Origin of the sequence: Jannaschia seohaensis, from assembly GCF_900116765.1 — a bacterium.
GTDB lineage: Bacteria > Pseudomonadota > Alphaproteobacteria > Rhodobacterales > Rhodobacteraceae > Jannaschia > Jannaschia seohaensis.
In genome coordinates, this window is the sequence record NZ_UETC01000001.1 from 951630 (window position 1) to 964803 (window position 13174).

At 69.9% G+C, this 13174-nt stretch carries 16 protein-coding genes; 2 read left to right on the plus strand and 14 right to left on the minus strand.

Annotated features, from left to right (window positions below; genetic code table 11):
• Window positions 1-31: 31 nt before the first annotated feature.
• The 10 genes from ftsH to DTQ71_RS04555 form a co-directional block, all read right to left on the minus strand.
• Window positions 32-1951 carry an ATP-dependent zinc metalloprotease FtsH gene (gene ftsH, locus DTQ71_RS04510; protein ID WP_109563060.1) on the minus strand — a complete coding sequence of 640 codons (1920 nt, stop codon included), beginning with the start codon at window positions 1949-1951 and terminating at the stop codon, window positions 32-34.
• A gap of 115 nt (window positions 1952-2066) precedes the next feature.
• Window positions 2067-3257, minus strand: a complete 1191-nt coding sequence (gene tilS / locus DTQ71_RS04515) for a tRNA lysidine(34) synthetase TilS (protein WP_109563061.1) — start codon at window positions 3255-3257, stop codon at window positions 2067-2069.
• Window positions 3244-4092 carry a tol-pal system protein YbgF gene (gene ybgF, locus DTQ71_RS04520; RefSeq protein WP_109563062.1) on the minus strand — a complete coding sequence of 283 codons (849 nt, stop codon included), beginning with the start codon at window positions 4090-4092 and terminating at the stop codon, window positions 3244-3246. Before ybgF ends, tilS begins: the two co-directional genes overlap by 14 nt.
• Window positions 4092-4619 (minus strand): peptidoglycan-associated lipoprotein Pal, encoded by a 528-nt coding sequence (pal, locus tag DTQ71_RS04525; RefSeq protein ID WP_109563063.1) that lies wholly within the window; start codon window positions 4617-4619, stop codon window positions 4092-4094. The genes ybgF and pal overlap by 1 nt, the downstream gene beginning before the upstream one ends.
• 10 nt (window positions 4620-4629) lie before the next feature.
• Window positions 4630-5949 carry a Tol-Pal system beta propeller repeat protein TolB gene (gene tolB / locus DTQ71_RS04530; RefSeq protein ID WP_407066392.1) on the minus strand — a complete coding sequence of 440 codons (1320 nt, stop codon included), beginning with the start codon at window positions 5947-5949 and terminating at the stop codon, window positions 4630-4632.
• A gap of 85 nt (window positions 5950-6034) precedes the next feature.
• Complete coding sequence (locus DTQ71_RS04535) at window positions 6035-7174, minus strand: hypothetical protein (RefSeq protein WP_109563065.1); 1140 nt, start codon at window positions 7172-7174, stop codon at window positions 6035-6037.
• A gap of 1 nt (window position 7175) precedes the next feature.
• The gene (gene tolR / locus DTQ71_RS04540) at window positions 7176-7667 is read right to left on the minus strand and encodes a protein TolR (RefSeq protein ID WP_109563066.1); all 492 of its coding nucleotides are present in this window, start codon (window positions 7665-7667) and stop codon (window positions 7176-7178) included.
• A 1-nt stretch (window position 7668) separates the two neighbouring features.
• Window positions 7669-8367 carry a protein TolQ gene (tolQ, locus tag DTQ71_RS04545; RefSeq protein ID WP_109563067.1) on the minus strand — a complete coding sequence of 233 codons (699 nt, stop codon included), beginning with the start codon at window positions 8365-8367 and terminating at the stop codon, window positions 7669-7671.
• A 490-nt stretch (window positions 8368-8857) separates the two neighbouring features.
• Window positions 8858-9253 carry a tol-pal system-associated acyl-CoA thioesterase gene (gene ybgC / locus DTQ71_RS04550; protein ID WP_281271218.1) on the minus strand — a complete coding sequence of 132 codons (396 nt, stop codon included), beginning with the start codon at window positions 9251-9253 and terminating at the stop codon, window positions 8858-8860.
• Window positions 9250-9882, minus strand: coding sequence for a hypothetical protein (locus DTQ71_RS04555; RefSeq protein ID WP_109563069.1), 633 nt, complete (start codon window positions 9880-9882; stop codon window positions 9250-9252). Before DTQ71_RS04555 ends, ybgC begins: the two co-directional genes overlap by 4 nt.
• 98 nt (window positions 9883-9980) lie before the next feature.
• Between DTQ71_RS04555 and DTQ71_RS04560 the strand changes: the two genes are divergently transcribed.
• On the plus strand, window positions 9981-10340 hold the full coding sequence (locus DTQ71_RS04560; RefSeq protein WP_109563070.1) for a cupin domain-containing protein: 360 nt from the start codon (window positions 9981-9983) through the stop codon (window positions 10338-10340).
• A gap of 163 nt (window positions 10341-10503) precedes the next feature.
• Here the strand turns inward: DTQ71_RS04560 and DTQ71_RS04565 are convergent, their stop codons facing one another.
• Entirely contained in the window at window positions 10504-11418 is a 915-nt protein-coding gene (locus DTQ71_RS04565; protein WP_170125288.1) for a trypsin-like serine protease, read from the minus strand.
• Between the two features lie 140 nt (window positions 11419-11558).
• Here DTQ71_RS04565 and DTQ71_RS04570 point away from each other — a divergent pair, with 140 nt between their 5' ends.
• Window positions 11559-12431 (plus strand): 50S ribosomal protein L11 methyltransferase, encoded by an 873-nt coding sequence (locus DTQ71_RS04570; protein ID WP_109563072.1) that lies wholly within the window; start codon window positions 11559-11561, stop codon window positions 12429-12431.
• A 4-nt stretch (window positions 12432-12435) separates the two neighbouring features.
• Here DTQ71_RS04570 and DTQ71_RS23360 read toward each other — a convergent pair whose 3' ends face one another.
• From DTQ71_RS23360 to DTQ71_RS04585, 3 genes are all read right to left on the minus strand, one after another.
• Window positions 12436-12570, minus strand: coding sequence for a DUF1127 domain-containing protein (locus DTQ71_RS23360; RefSeq protein WP_170125289.1), 135 nt, complete (start codon window positions 12568-12570; stop codon window positions 12436-12438).
• 40 nt (window positions 12571-12610) lie between these two features.
• Window positions 12611-12745: a YjiS-like domain-containing protein gene (locus DTQ71_RS04580; RefSeq protein ID WP_109563074.1), complete on the minus strand. Its 135-nt coding sequence runs from the start codon at window positions 12743-12745 to the stop codon at window positions 12611-12613.
• Window positions 12746-12929: 184 nt separating this feature from the next.
• On the minus strand, window positions 12930-13127 hold the full coding sequence (locus DTQ71_RS04585) for a DUF1127 domain-containing protein (RefSeq protein WP_109563075.1): 198 nt from the start codon (window positions 13125-13127) through the stop codon (window positions 12930-12932).
• Window positions 13128-13174: the final 47 nt, after the last annotated feature.

Here is a 13174-nt window from a genome sequence, read left to right on the forward strand (position 1 = left end):
GACGCTGCGCGCCGGGGGCTGTCTTTGGGGTCTAGGCGGAAGGCTCGGGCTCGGGACCGGAGCCGACCTGCGGATCTTTCCGCTTGGGCTTGGTCTTGGGGATCGCCGTCAGGCTGCTGCCACCGGTATCGGCCCCATCGTCGTCCTCGTCGCGCTTGAGCGGCTCGCCGTTGATCACTTTCATGATCTCGGGCCCGGTCAGCGTTTCGTATTCCAGCAGACCCTGGGCCAGCCGCTCCAGATCGTCGCGCTTCTCCGTCAGGATCCGCTTGGCGGTCTCATAGCCGGTATGGACCAGTTCCTTGACCTTTTCGTCGATCAGTTTCTGGGTCGCGGGCGAGACGTTGCCGCCGCCCTGATAGCTGCCCAGATAGGACTGCTGCTCATTGGCGTAGTCGACCATGCCCAGCTCGTCCGAGTAGCCGAACTGCGTCACCATCGCGCGGGCGATCTTGGTCACCTGCTGGATGTCCGAGGCGGCGCCGGAGGTCACGTTCTCCTTGCCGAATACAAGCTCCTCGGCGACGCGGCCGCCCATCGCCATGGCGATCTTGGACGTGTATTTCGTCCAGCTGACCGAAAGCTGGTCCCGCTCCGGCAGGGACAGAACGAGGCCCAACGCGCGGCCGCGCGGGATGATCGTCGCTTTGTGGATCGGATCGTGCTGCGGGACGTTCAGGCCGACGATGGCGTGGCCCGCCTCGTGATAGGCGGTCAGGCGCTTTTCGTCCTCGGTCATGACCATGGAGCGGCGCTCCGCCCCCATCATGACCTTGTCCTTGGCCATCTCGAAATCTTCCATCGTGACGACCCGGCGCCCGATGCGCGCGGCCATCAGCGCGGCCTCGTTCACGAGGTTCGCCAGATCGGCGCCAGAGAAGCCCGGCGTGCCGCGCGCGATGATGCGCAGGTCGACGTCGGCGCCCAGCGGTGTCTTGCGGGCATGGACGCCCAGGATCTTCTCGCGGCCCTTGATGTCGGGATTCGGCACCTGGACCTGACGGTCGAAGCGGCCCGGACGCAGCAGCGCGGGGTCCAGCACGTCGGGGCGGTTGGTCGCCGCGACGATGATGATGCCCTCATTGGCCTCGAAGCCGTCCATTTCGACCAGCAACTGGTTCAGCGTCTGCTCACGCTCGTCGTTGCCGCCGCCATAGCCCACGCCCCGGGACCGGCCCACGGCGTCGATCTCGTCGATGAAGACGATACAGGGCGCGTTCTTCTTGGCCTGTTCGAACATGTCGCGCACGCGGCTCGCGCCGACGCCGACGAACATCTCGACGAAGTCGGAGCCGGAGATGGTGAAGAAGGGCACCCCCGCCTCACCGGCCACGGCCCGGGCCAGGAGCGTCTTGCCGGTGCCCGGAGGGCCCACCAGCAGGGCGCCCTTGGGGATCTTGCCGCCCAGGCGCGAGAATTTCTGCGGGTTGCGCAGGAATTCGACGATCTCTTCCAGGTCGTCCTTGGCCTCGTCGATGCCCGCGACGTCGTCGAAAGTCACGCGGCCATGCTTTTCCGTCAAGAGCTTGGCCTTGGACTTGCCGAAGCCCATCGCGCCGCCTTTGCCGCCGCCCTGCATCCGGTTCATGAAGAAGATCCAGATTCCGATCAGCACCAGGAACGGCAGCCACAGGCCCAGCGCGGACATGAAGCCCGACTGTTCCTGGCTTTCGGCTGAGATGGCGACATCATTGGCCAGGAGCGTCTCGGTCACGTCGACATCGGCCGGCTTGATGGTGACCTGTTCGGTGCCGCTGGCGCCGCGGAACTCGATCCGCTCCCCGTCGAGACGAACCGCACTGACGGAGCCGTTTTCGACCTGAGTGATGAATTCGGAATAGGGGACCTCCCGCGCCGACATCGCCGACTGCCCGCCCGAGAAGAGCTGGAACAGGGCCATGACGAGAACGAAGAGAACCACCCAAAAAGCGATGGATCGCGCGTTGCCCAAGGGAATACCTCCATGTGGCGCGGGACCGGTCCGCCCGCGCGTCAGTTAGTGGACAAGATAGGGATTGCGGTGCTGGGATCAACGCAATTCCCCGGACGCAGTTGACGCGGCCGGGTCAGGATCCGCGGCGGCGGAGGCATTCCACCGTCCATCCGGGCTCCGGGTGGGCCAGGGGCGCGGCGATCGGACGCGACTCCGACCAGATGGCGGGCGAGGCCAGGAGCGATTGGCGCGGCAGGCCGGACTCCCGCCAGGGGAAGTCGGAGACCGCCTCGCCCAGGGCCGCCACATGGGCGTCCGGCGGGGTCTCGGTCTGCGCGGTGACCCGCCACCGGCCGTCCCACAGGGCGCCCAGGGGCGCGGGCGGGGCGGCGGCGGCCTCGGCCGGCTCGCGCGAGACGCGCAGGCGGTCCGACGTCCAGGTCAGGAGGCATCCGGCCAGGGTTGTCTGGCGGGCGGCGGCGGCGCGGCGCAGCAACTCCTCCTGCTTGGCGCGGCGCGGCGGATGGGAGGCGCCGCCGATCTCGGCCAGCGCGGCCAGCAGCAGGCGCCGCGCATGCTCGGGGTCGTCCCGCAGCAAGGCGTCCATCGTCTCTCGCGGGATCAGCCAGTCGCCCCAGTCGAAGGTGACGTGCTCCGCCACGATCTCTCGCGCGCGGCGCTCCAGCGCGTTGCGCGCCATGCGCAGGGCGGTGGCCGAGGCCGCGATCTGCACCGGGTCGATGCCCAGCCCGGCGATCAGGTGACGGGCCCGGACCCGTTCGAAGCGGGGATCGGCGTTGGACGGATCGTCGACCGGGACGAGGCCCTGCGCCTCGACCCAATCGCGCAGGGCGCGTCGCGAGACCGAGAGCAGCGGGCGCAGGAAGACGGCGCCGTCCCGTTCCAGACGCGGGGTCATGGCGGCCAGGCCGTCGAGCCCCGCGCCATCCGCCAGCCGCATCACGAAGCCTTCGGCCACGTCATCTGCCGTATGTCCCAGCAGGACCGCGCGCAGCCCGTGCGTCCGCGCCCAGGCGCCAAGCGCCCGATAGCGCGCGTCCCGGGCCCGGGCCTGCAAGGCGGGGCCGTCCGAGAGGTCCAGGCGCCGCGTCTCATGAGGGATCCCTCGCGCGGCGCAGATCCGCGCCACCTGCGCGGCCTCCGCCGCCGCCTCGGGTCGCAGCCCGTGATCAACCGTCACCGCCCGCGCGGCGAGGCCTTGGGCGTGGCTGGCGAGAAGAAGGGCGAGGCTGTCCGCCCCGCCCGAGACCGCAACGCCATAAGGCCCGCCCTGCGCGTCGAGGTCGAGTTCAGGCGCAGCCAAGCCCTGTCCGCGCCTGCTGCGCCTCCGCCGCGGCGGGCGCGTTCGGGAAGCGGATGAGCACCTCCGAGAGGGTCAGGCAGGCTTCGTCGGTCTGGCCCAGCGTCCCGAGCGACCGGCCGAGGCCCAGGAGCGACTCCGCCGCGCGCGGGCCTTGGGGCGAGCCCGAAAAGCTTTCGAGATAAGCCCGTGCGGCATCGGCGGCCTGCCCGTTCCGCGCCAGGGCCTGCGCCCGCAGGAAGGTCGCCTCCCCGGTCAGGGGACCGGTCGGGTAGGAGGTGGTGAAGCGCGAGAACGCCTGCGCCGCCTCGGCGTTCTGGCCGCTCTCCAGCAGGGCGCGGGCGGCGTCGAACTCCGCCTGCTCGCCCACGGCAAGCTCCGGCGTGCTGGCCGGGGGCGCGGTGGTCCCGCCAGTCGGGCGCTGCACCGGCACGGGGCCCGAAGCCACGGGACCGGGCGCCGTGGGCGCCCCGCCCAGCGGGCCGGGATTGGGGAGCGACCCGAGGTCGCAGTCCGGCGTCAGCTCGCAAAGCTGAAAGCGCAGATCCTCGATCCGGTTGCCCCCGTCGCGGGCCACACTCTCGACCCGGAAGGAGAGCTGTTCGGTCCGGGCCGTCAGCTCCTGCAACTGCCCTTCCAGCGCGATCACGCGGTCCGGGAAGCTGCTGCCCTCGATCCCCAGCACGGCGGCGCCGGTGGTCTGCAACTCCGCGCGCAGGCCGGCCATCTCCTGGTTCAGTACCGAAAGCTGGCGCCGGATGTCGGACAGGGTCTGCGCCTGGTCCTGCGCCGGCGCGGGCAGGGCGGTGGCCAGCAGAAGGGCGAGGGCGAGGCGCATCAGCTGGTCGCCCCCAGCGCAAGCACCGTTACCGCGCGACGGTTCTGGCTATAACAGGCCTCGGTCGAGCAGACCTGGATCGGACGCTCCTTGCCGTAGGAGATGGTCCGCATCCGCGTGGCCGGCACGCCCCGGCTGACCAGGTAATCGCGGGCGGCGTTGGCGCGGCGGCCGCCGAGGGCGAGGTTGTATTCCCGCGTGCCCTGCTCATCCGCATGGCCTTCGATCAGCGCGGTATAGCCGGGGTTCGCGATCAGCCACTGCGCCTGCGCGTCGAGCACCGAGCGCGCCTCGGGCGAGAGGGTCGACTGATCGACGGCGAAGAGCACCCGGTCGCCCACGTTCTGCTGGAAGAACGCGACGGAACTCGGGTCGTTGAGGCCCCCGGTACCGATGGTGGAGCCCAAGCCCCCGCTGCCGTCGAAGCCCTGGTCGCCCATGCCGCCCGCGCCGCGATCTCCGAAGAGCCCCCCGGCACAGCCGGAGAGAGCGAGCGCGGATGCGATGATGATTGCCTGGAATTTCATGCTCTTGTCCCTAGTCGAGCAGCGGACCCCAATTCGGGTCCGACGCTGCGGCCGGCGTTGCGGCCCGTTGAAGATTTCGGCCGGTCACGTCCACCGTATAGAGCGCCGGCGCGCCCTGCGCGCCCGGGCTCTCGCGGGTGAACATGACGACCCGTCCGTTGGGCGCCCAGGTGGGCCCCTCGTCGAGGAAGGCGCCGGTGAGCAGACGCTCCTCGGAGCCGTCGATGCGCATGACGCCGATATGGAAGCGCCCCGCATTCTGCTTGGTGAAGGCGATCTGATCGCCCCGCGGCGACCAGACCGGCGTGCCATAGCGGCCCTCGCCGAAGCTGATCCGGTTCCCTTCGCCGCCTCCGGCCGACATGATGTAGAGTTGCGGCGCGCCGGACCGGTCGCTCTCGAACACGATGCGGCTGCCGTCGGGCGAGAAGCTGGGCGCGGTCTCGATCGACGGCGCCGAGGTCAGCCGGGTCGAGGCGCCGGTGTTGAGGTCGAGCAGGTAGAGATCGGTATTGCCCGCCACCTCGGCCGAATAGACGGCGCGCGAGCCGTCGGGCGAAAAGCGGGGCGCGAAGCTCATATTGGTGTTCAGATCGCCCAGCGTGCGCCGCTGCAGCGTCGCCACGTCCAGCACCGTGACCCGGGGAAACCCACTTTCGTATCCGGTATAGATGATCCGCCGCCCGTCGGGCGAGAAGCGCGGCGCCAGCACGATGCTGTCCGAGGAGGTCAGGTACTGCACGTTGGCGCCGTCGTAATCCATGATGGCGAGGCGCTTTTGCCGCGCGTTCTTGGGCCCGGTCTCGGAGACGAAGACGACGCGGCTGTCGAAATACGGGCCTTCGCCGGTGATCCGGCTATAGGCGGCATCGGCGACCTTGTGGGCCATGCGCCGCCAGCCGTCCGACGTGCCGACGAATTGCAGCCCGTCGCCCAGCTGCGCCTCGCTGAACACGTCGAACAGGCGGAACTGGACCACGATGCGCCCGTCGCCCTCGACCAGGACCGAGCCGGTGATCAGCGCCTGGGCGTTGATCGCCTTCCAGTCGGACCATTGCACCGTCGAGTCGAAGCTGGAGACGCGGGCGATATGCGCATCCTGCGGGATCTCGCGGAAGAGGCCGGTATTGCTCAGGTCGGCGGCGATGACGCGGGTGATGTCCTGCGCGATGTCTTGCGCCGCCGCGTTGCGGGCGACGAAGGTCGGCACGGCGAAAGGCAGCGGCTCGATCACGCCATCGGTGATGGTGATGCGCAGCGGCCCGTCCTGCGCCGCCGAGGGAGCGGCCAAGCCGAGCGCCGCGACCGCGGCGATCCAGATAGCTGTCAGAAACTGTCTCACGCGCACCTCAAACCGGCTGGCGACGGTTCCCGCCTTATCGCGGGATTGTCGCGGAAGCTCAACTCTGCCCACATCATCGTGAGCGCATCTGCTCGGGGTCGAAGGTCATCTCGATCTCCTTCCACTGCTCGTATTTCTCGGGCGGCAGGTCGAACCCGTCCGCGCCGCACCGGATGATCGCCCGCCGGCCGGCCTCATAGGCCTGGTTGGCCGCGGCGTTGGAGCCGCCCTCGGACCGGATCAGCCGAATGCTGTTGGTGACGGGCGTCCCGTCCTGGTTCACCTGCATGAAGATCGTCACGCGGGTCCGCATCGCCTCGGTCGAGAGCGAGCCCAGGTTCCAGCAGCGCGAGACCGCGACGCGCAGCCCGTCCCGCTCCCCCTGGGTCAGTGGCGGGCCGGAGGGCGCGGGCGGGGTCGGCGCGGGGGCGCCCAGGGCGGCGGCAAGCGCGTCGGAGGTGTCGATCTGCCGCGGGGCCACGGGGGCGGGGGTCTCTTCGGCCGGTTCCCTTGCCTCATCGACCTCGGCCACGGCGCGCGCGGGCGGGGCGGGTTTGCGGCCCGGGCGCACCGAGCGCTCGGGCGCGGCCGAGGGGGTCTCGTCCTCTCGGGCGATGGCGGCGGCGGCCTCCTCGGGGGCGGCGACCTCTTCTGCGGGAGCGACGGGGTCCGGCACGTCGGACGGGGCCGGGGGCGCTTCGGCCACGGGCGCGGTCTCGGTCGCGGGGGGCGGCGCGGGCGCGGGCTGCGCGGCGATGCGCGGCGCCGGGCGCGGCGCCGGGCGGTCGGAGACGGGCGCGTCGGGCGCGTCGGCGGGCGTGGTGGGCGCTTCGGGCGTCTCGGGCGCGACTTCGGTGCGCGGCGGCGGGACCAGCTGCGCGGTGTCGGGCGCGGCCTCGGGCGCGTTGGGCGCGGGCGCCAGCGGCGCGGGGGCCTGGATCGGGGGCGCGTCCTCGGTGGGGGCGGGCGGGGGTGCGCTTTCCTGGGGCGGAGTGGGAACTTCGGGCGCCGCCGGAGCGGGAACCTCGGTCGGCACGTCCTGCGGCGCAACCGAGACCAGCGCGTCGAACTCCGCCGCCGAGATCACCGAGACCTCGGCTACGGAGATGCTGTCCTCCTCCGGGGTCGGCGGGAGCCAGCCCGCGACCACCGCCCAGAGCAGCACACCCGCATGAGCCGTGGCCGACAGCGCGACGGCGGTGCGCCGCTCCATCCTACTCGGTCCCCTCGGCCCCTGCGCCGGTCAGGGTCGGCCCGCCCGGCTCGGTCACGAGGCCGATATTGCGGAAGCCGCCCGCGTTGAGCGCGCCCATCACCACCATGATTTCGGCATAGGGAACCGACCCGTCGGCGCGCAGGAAGACGCGATCGCTCTCGCGCTCGCCGGCGATGGCCTGGAGACGGGTGACGAGCTCCTCGCGCGGCACTTCGGTCGAGCCGATCTGGACGATGCCCTCGGCGGTGACGGTGACGGCCAGCGGTTCCTCCTGCTCCTGCGGGAGGGGGGCGGCGGCGGTCTCGGGCAGCTCGACGGGGACGCCCGCCGTCAAGAGCGGCGCGGCCACCATGAAAATGATAAGAAGCACCAGCATCACGTCCACGAAGGGCGTGACGTTGATCTCGGCCATGGGCGCGTTGCCGCTGCCGCGCCGCCGGCGCCGCGGGTTGCCGCCCGAGCCGCCGGGCTGGATGGTCCCCGCCGCCATCCTATCCGGCGTCCAGTTGGCGCGAGATGATGGTGGCGAACTCGTCGGCGAACGCCTCGTAATTGCCCATGATGCGGTCGGCGTCGCGGTTGAGCTTGTTGTAGAAGATTACCGCCGGGATGGCCGCGACGAGGCCGATGCCGGTGGCCAGCAGCGCCTCGGCGATGCCGGGGGCGACGACGGCGAGGTTGGTGTTCTGGCTGATCGCGATCTGCTCGAAGCTGTGCTTGATCCCCCAGACCGTGCCGAAGAGGCCGACGAAGGGCGCGGTGGCGCCGGTGGTGGCGAGGAAGGTCAGGCCGGAGGTCAGGCGGTCCCGCTCCTTGCCGATGGCCACGTCCATGGTGCGGTCGATTCGCGCCTGGGTGCCGAGGATAAGCGCCCCGTCGTCGCGATGGCTGCGCGACCATTCGGTCATGGCGGCGACGAAGATGCGCTCCGAGGCGGAGCGGGGCTTGTCGCCGATGGTCTCGTAGAGCTCGTCCAGGGGGTCGCCGGACCAGAACGCCTTGTCGAAGGCCGCCGCCCGCGACCGGGCCAGGCGGAATTGCAGGATCTTCTGGATGAAGATCGCCCAGACCCAGATCGACGCCGCGAAGAGCGCGATCATGACGAGTTTGACGACGATCGTGGCGCGCATGAACAGCGCCCAGATCGAGAAGTCGATCTCACTGGCCGCCGCCAGCACCTCGGTTTCCATGGACTGCCCCGCCCTTTGTCTCGGCCGTTCTCGGCTCGTGATTGCGCGGAGGCTAGCAGAATCCCGCTCCCTTGGCGAGGGCGAACGGGCCGTCGGCGGATTGTCGCGAGGCGGCCGCAGTCGAGTGGCCACCCCGGGTCGTACTCTGCCGGAGGGGGCCGGGGGACGCCCCCCGGACCCCCGGCGTCACCGGGCGCGTGCTGGCCTGGGCGTCGCGTCTGGGGCGGCGGCGCGTCGTGAGTATTTGTGAACCCGTGATGGAGGGGCGTGGTGCTCTCTCGGCGGCGTGCCGCCTCGTTGGGCGGGTCAGGGGGGCGGGGGCTCGGGCATTCGAGCGGGGTGCCGAGGCCGCTGTCCGGTGTTCGCGTCGGACGCGCGGTCGATGGGAGGGCCGGACCTGCCGCCCGGATCGAGGGCGGCAGGGGGAAGAGAAGCGGCAGCACGTGCATCGCAGGGGCGCCGGATCGTGGCGGTTCGGCCAGGCCCTGCGCTAGGATCGGGCGAAGAGCGTGGCGATCTCCGGCCCGAGCCGCTGCGGTCGCCCGCGCAGATCCGTCAGCGCTACCGTCACCTCGGCCCGGAACAGCACCGTCTCGCCTCGCTGGACCTCCTGGCGCATCGTGAAGCGCGCGGGGCGGAAGGCGCGGGCCTCGGTCTCGACCATCAGGTCGTCGTCGTAGAAAGCCGGACGCAGATAGTCCGCCTCGATCCGCGCGACGACGAAGACACGGCCTTCGGCGCGCATCTCCGCCTGGTCGATCCCCGCCTCGCGGACCATTTCGGAGCGGGCGCGCTCGATATATTTCAGGTAGTTGGCGTGATAGACGATCCCGGCCATATCCGTGTCCTCGTAATAGACGCGGATTGGCCAGCGGTGGGGGCTCACTGGCCCCGCCCCAGCCGGGCGGCGAGGCGCAGCGCGGTCGACGGGTCCTGCGACATCGCCGGGATCGCAGGGTCATAGGCCGCGCGCATCAGATCGGCGATGTCGGGGCGCAGGACCGCGCGATCCTCGACCAGGGCCAGCGGTGAGCTGTCGGTGAAGGCCCGGTCCGACCAGAGCAGCAGCGCCTGGACCATCTGATTGAGCGCCAGGGTTTCGGCCGGGACGGCCGCGACCTCCGCATCGACGCGGATGAAGGCGAAGCAGGCCTGGATCGCGCCGTTGGCGTCGAAGCGGAACAGGCGGTATTGATTGGCGTCGGCGGCTTCCAGCCGCGCGACCAGCGGGCCTAGATCGGGAATGAGGCGGTCGAGATTGGGGGTTTCCTTCAGCTCCGACCAGTCGCGGATGAAGAAGACCATCAGGTTGACGCCGAATTCGGGGTCGAGCTCGGCCAAGTTGTGTCCCGTGAGCACGCAGAGCGCCTCCAGCGCGCCCTTGAAGACGGAGATCGTGCTGTCCTCGACGCCGAAGAGCACCGGCGCGATGGGCCGGCCCCAGCGGGCGAAGAGAAAGCTGTCGTCGGAACGGGTGAACAGGGCCTCGACGGCCTCGGGGGTCAGCGCGGTCATGGGGCGACGGGTGCCACGGGTCGCGACCGGGGTCCATGGTCGATCCTTGTCAGAACGTCGCACCTGCCCCAAGCTCCGAGCGGGCAAGGAGGGGACCGATGCGATATTTCAAGCTCTATGTGGACGAAGCCGGCGAGAGCCATTGGCAGGATGTCGAGGTCGCGCTGGCCGAGCGGACCTTCGCTCCGCCGGCTCAGGCGATCGAAATCTCGGAGCCGGCACCGGCGCGGGCGATGCTCTTTCTGCGCCTTCGGTCGGGCTGGAACGAACCGGTTCACCCGACGCCGGTCGAACAGACGTTGATCTGCCGGGCAGGCTCCGTCCTGGTGACCGCCAGCGACGGCGATACGCGAGAGATCTGTCGCGGGGATGTCTGGCGGATGGAAGACACCCATGGGCAAGGGCACCATACTCAGGTCACGAGCGTCGAGGATTTCGAGGCCGTCATCGTGCAATAGAGCCGCCGCCGCGGCCAAGCGGAGATGCGCTTGGGCTGGCGGCGTGGTCCGGAGAGGCGTTTGGTCCCGAAACGACGGCAGAGGACCGGCTGCTTTGGGGCCGTGCCTTGCGGGCGACGCACGCCTTTGCCGCGCGTCGTGCGTTCCAGTCCCGGTCGAGGGCTCAGACCCGCCAGCGCAGCGCCACGAGGCCGCCCAGCCCGACCAGTAGCAGGGCCAGGGAGGCGGGCAGGGGGACGGGTGCGAAGACCGCGGTGCTGTTGGTCTCGATGAAGCCGCGGGCCGCGGGCGAGAAGACGGATGTCCACCAGGAGACGTCGCCATACGCCCCGTACGTCTCGGTCCCGCCGGTCAGGACGCCGGCGATCTGCCATTCGCCGCCCCGGTTGACCAGCAGCGGCCCGCCGCTGTCGCCGACCGCCGGCGCGCCTTCGTAGAAAAGCATCGTCGGGGAACTGCCGACGGAGGAGAGCGAATTCGATGTGCCCGTCGGATTGTCGAAATCGGCCTCGAGCAGCGAGCCGATCATCGACTGGGGGAAGACGGCCGACTGCCCGATGTTGTCGATCGTGTTGTCGGCCGCCCATCTCTCGCCATCGGGCGTGCCGTCGATCGCGTCGGCGACTGCGGAGACGCCGTATCCCACCAGGCGCGCGCCCTCGCCCACCAACGCGCCTGCCGCCAGGCGCATGGGCGCGATGCTCGTCACCGGCTGGACCATCGTCAGGATCGAGATGTCCGTTCCGTCCTCATAATTCTGGCCTACCATGTTGGCGATGTCACTCACGCCGCGCGAAAATGTCTGGCCGTTGGTTTTGTCGTCGAAGCGCACGGTCGTCGCGGCAGGCGTTGCCAAGATGCAATGCCGGGCCGTCAAGATATGGATCGTGGAGACGAGCGTGCCCGTGCAGAGGGCCCCTCCGAGGTCGAGCGACACCACCGCGTCGAATGGCGCGGCCAGCGCCTTCGAGTCTGCCTCCGTGAGGGTTGCGTTGATCGTGACGGCCTGCGCTCCTCCCGACAGGCCGCCGAGGATCAGGCCGCCGAGCATTGCCACGGCCTTTGCCAGCGTCTTCATCCCGTTATCCCCTTGATCGCGCGTGCCGTCGACCGGCCCAAGTCTCGCCCGGGAATTCCGCTGCGTCAAGGACGCGGGCATGCGATCGCTGGACGGGGCCGCGCGCAGGCGCTAGGCGCTCCGGCAAACCGGAGACGCCCATGTCAGACACGATCACCCCCGCATCCTGGACCGCGCTCACCACGCTGCCGGGCAAGGAGAGCGCCGAGGCGCTGGGCGAGATGCTGGAGGAACAGCTGGCTCCCGACGGGGTCGGCGTCTTCGAGATGGAGGACGGCTCGGGCCTGTGGGAGGTCGGCGCCTATTTCGCCGAGGCTCCCGACGAGACCGCGCTGGCGATCCTGGCCGCCGCGCATGGCGCGCGGCCCTTCACCGTCTCGGAAATCCCGCCGACGGATTGGGTCGCCCATGTCCGCCGCGAGTTGCAGCCCGTCGAGGCGGGCCGCTTCTTCGTTTATGGCAGCCACGATGCCGACCGCGTTCCCGAGGGCCGCGTGGCCCTGCTGATCGAGGCGGCGATGGCCTTCGGAACGGGGCATCACGGCACCACGCAGGGCTGCCTGCTCGCCTTCGAGGCGCTGATCGAAGAGGGGATCGCACCCGACACGGTCGCCGATATCGGCGCCGGGACGGCGGTGCTGGCGATGGCGGCGAAGCGGATCTTTCCGCAGGCTTCCGTGATCGCCTCTGATATCGACGTGGTCGCGGTCGAGGTCGCCGAGGCCAACCTTGCCGTCAACGGGATGGCGGGGGAGGTGGCCTGCATCGAGGCGGCCGGCTTCGACCACCCCGATCTGGCCGGGCCCTTCGACCTGATCTTCGCCAATATCCTCAAGGGTCCGCTGATCGAGTTGGCCCCCGACATGGCGCGCGCGGCCAGGGGCCATGTGATCCTGTCGGGACTGCTCAACCCGCAGGCCGAGGAGGTGATCGCGGCCTATGAGTCCGCGGGGTTCGGCCTAGTGCGCCGGGTCGAACTGGGCGATTGGACGACGCTCACGCTGCGGCGCTGAAGCCTCAGCCGAACTTCGTTTCGATGTCGGCGCGGTTGAAGCCGATGTCTTCGAGGCTGCGGTCGTCGAGGCGGGCAAGCTCGGCATAGGCCGGGCGAGGCTGGCGGAGGGCGCGCAGGGCATTTTGAAATAGGGTCATGTCACGAAATCCTTTCGGTGTGGGGGGGCGGTCGGGCGCGTTAGCCGAAGCGCGTTTCGATATCGGCGCGGTTGAAGCCGATATCTTCCAGGCTGCGGTCGTCGAGCCGGGCAAGCGCCGCATAGGTGGAGCGGCGGAGGCGGCGGGCACGGATGGCGTTACGGAGGCTGGTCATGAGCGAAATCCTTATGCCTTCGGGTTGCTGTTGATCGGGATGTGAGCGCTAACGGCGCGTCGGACAACTGACGCGAATGCAAGGCGCCCATGCCGTCACAGCATGGAACCGGAGACCCCTGACATGCGAACGCCCGCCCCCTTACGGGGACGGGCGTTTCGGCTGTGCGAGAGAGCGGAAGAGGTCAGCGGCGGATCTCGTTGAAGCGCTCGATATCGGACCGGGTCAGGCCGATGTCCTCCAGCTCGTGGTCCGACAGCCGCTCCAGCGCGTCCACCGTCAGGCGGCGCTCGTTCCAGGCGATGATGCGGCCCAGGAGATTCGAGAAGACGGAGCCGTTGGCGGCGGGCAGGGCGGGGCGGAAGGCGTCGAACGTAGCCATGTGAAAAGATCCTCTATGTGGGCATGTCCTCCGGCAGGGGCCGGGTT

Bases quoted from the DNA above. Each gene is read 5' to 3' on its own strand.
- ybgF (WP_109563062.1), bottom strand. From the start codon at position 4,092: ATGCGCCTCGCCCTCGCCCTTCTGCTGGCCACCGCCCTGCCCGCGCCG.
- pal (WP_109563063.1), bottom strand. From the start codon at position 4,619: ATGAAATTCCAGGCAATCATCATCGCATCCGCGCTCGCTCTCTCCGGC.
- DTQ71_RS04535 (WP_109563065.1), bottom strand. From the start codon at position 7,174: ATGGAGCGGCGCACCGCCGTCGCGCTGTCGGCCACGGCTCATGCGGGT.
- tolR (WP_109563066.1), bottom strand. From the start codon at position 7,667: ATGGCGGCGGGGACCATCCAGCCCGGCGGCTCGGGCGGCAACCCGCGG.
- tolQ (WP_109563067.1), bottom strand. From the start codon at position 8,367: ATGGAAACCGAGGTGCTGGCGGCGGCCAGTGAGATCGACTTCTCGATC.
- DTQ71_RS04555 (WP_109563069.1), bottom strand. From the start codon at position 9,882: ATGACCGCGCTGACCCCCGAGGCCGTCGAGGCCCTGTTCACCCGTTCC.
- DTQ71_RS04560 (WP_109563070.1), top strand. From the start codon at position 9,981: ATGCGATATTTCAAGCTCTATGTGGACGAAGCCGGCGAGAGCCATTGG.
- DTQ71_RS04565 (WP_170125288.1), bottom strand. From the start codon at position 11,418: ATGAAGACGCTGGCAAAGGCCGTGGCAATGCTCGGCGGCCTGATCCTC.
- DTQ71_RS04570 (WP_109563072.1), top strand. From the start codon at position 11,559: ATGTCAGACACGATCACCCCCGCATCCTGGACCGCGCTCACCACGCTG.
- DTQ71_RS23360 (WP_170125289.1), bottom strand. From the start codon at position 12,570: ATGACCCTATTTCAAAATGCCCTGCGCGCCCTCCGCCAGCCTCGCCCG.
- DTQ71_RS04580 (WP_109563074.1), bottom strand. From the start codon at position 12,745: ATGACCAGCCTCCGTAACGCCATCCGTGCCCGCCGCCTCCGCCGCTCC.
- DTQ71_RS04585 (WP_109563075.1), bottom strand. From the start codon at position 13,127: ATGGCTACGTTCGACGCCTTCCGCCCCGCCCTGCCCGCCGCCAACGGC.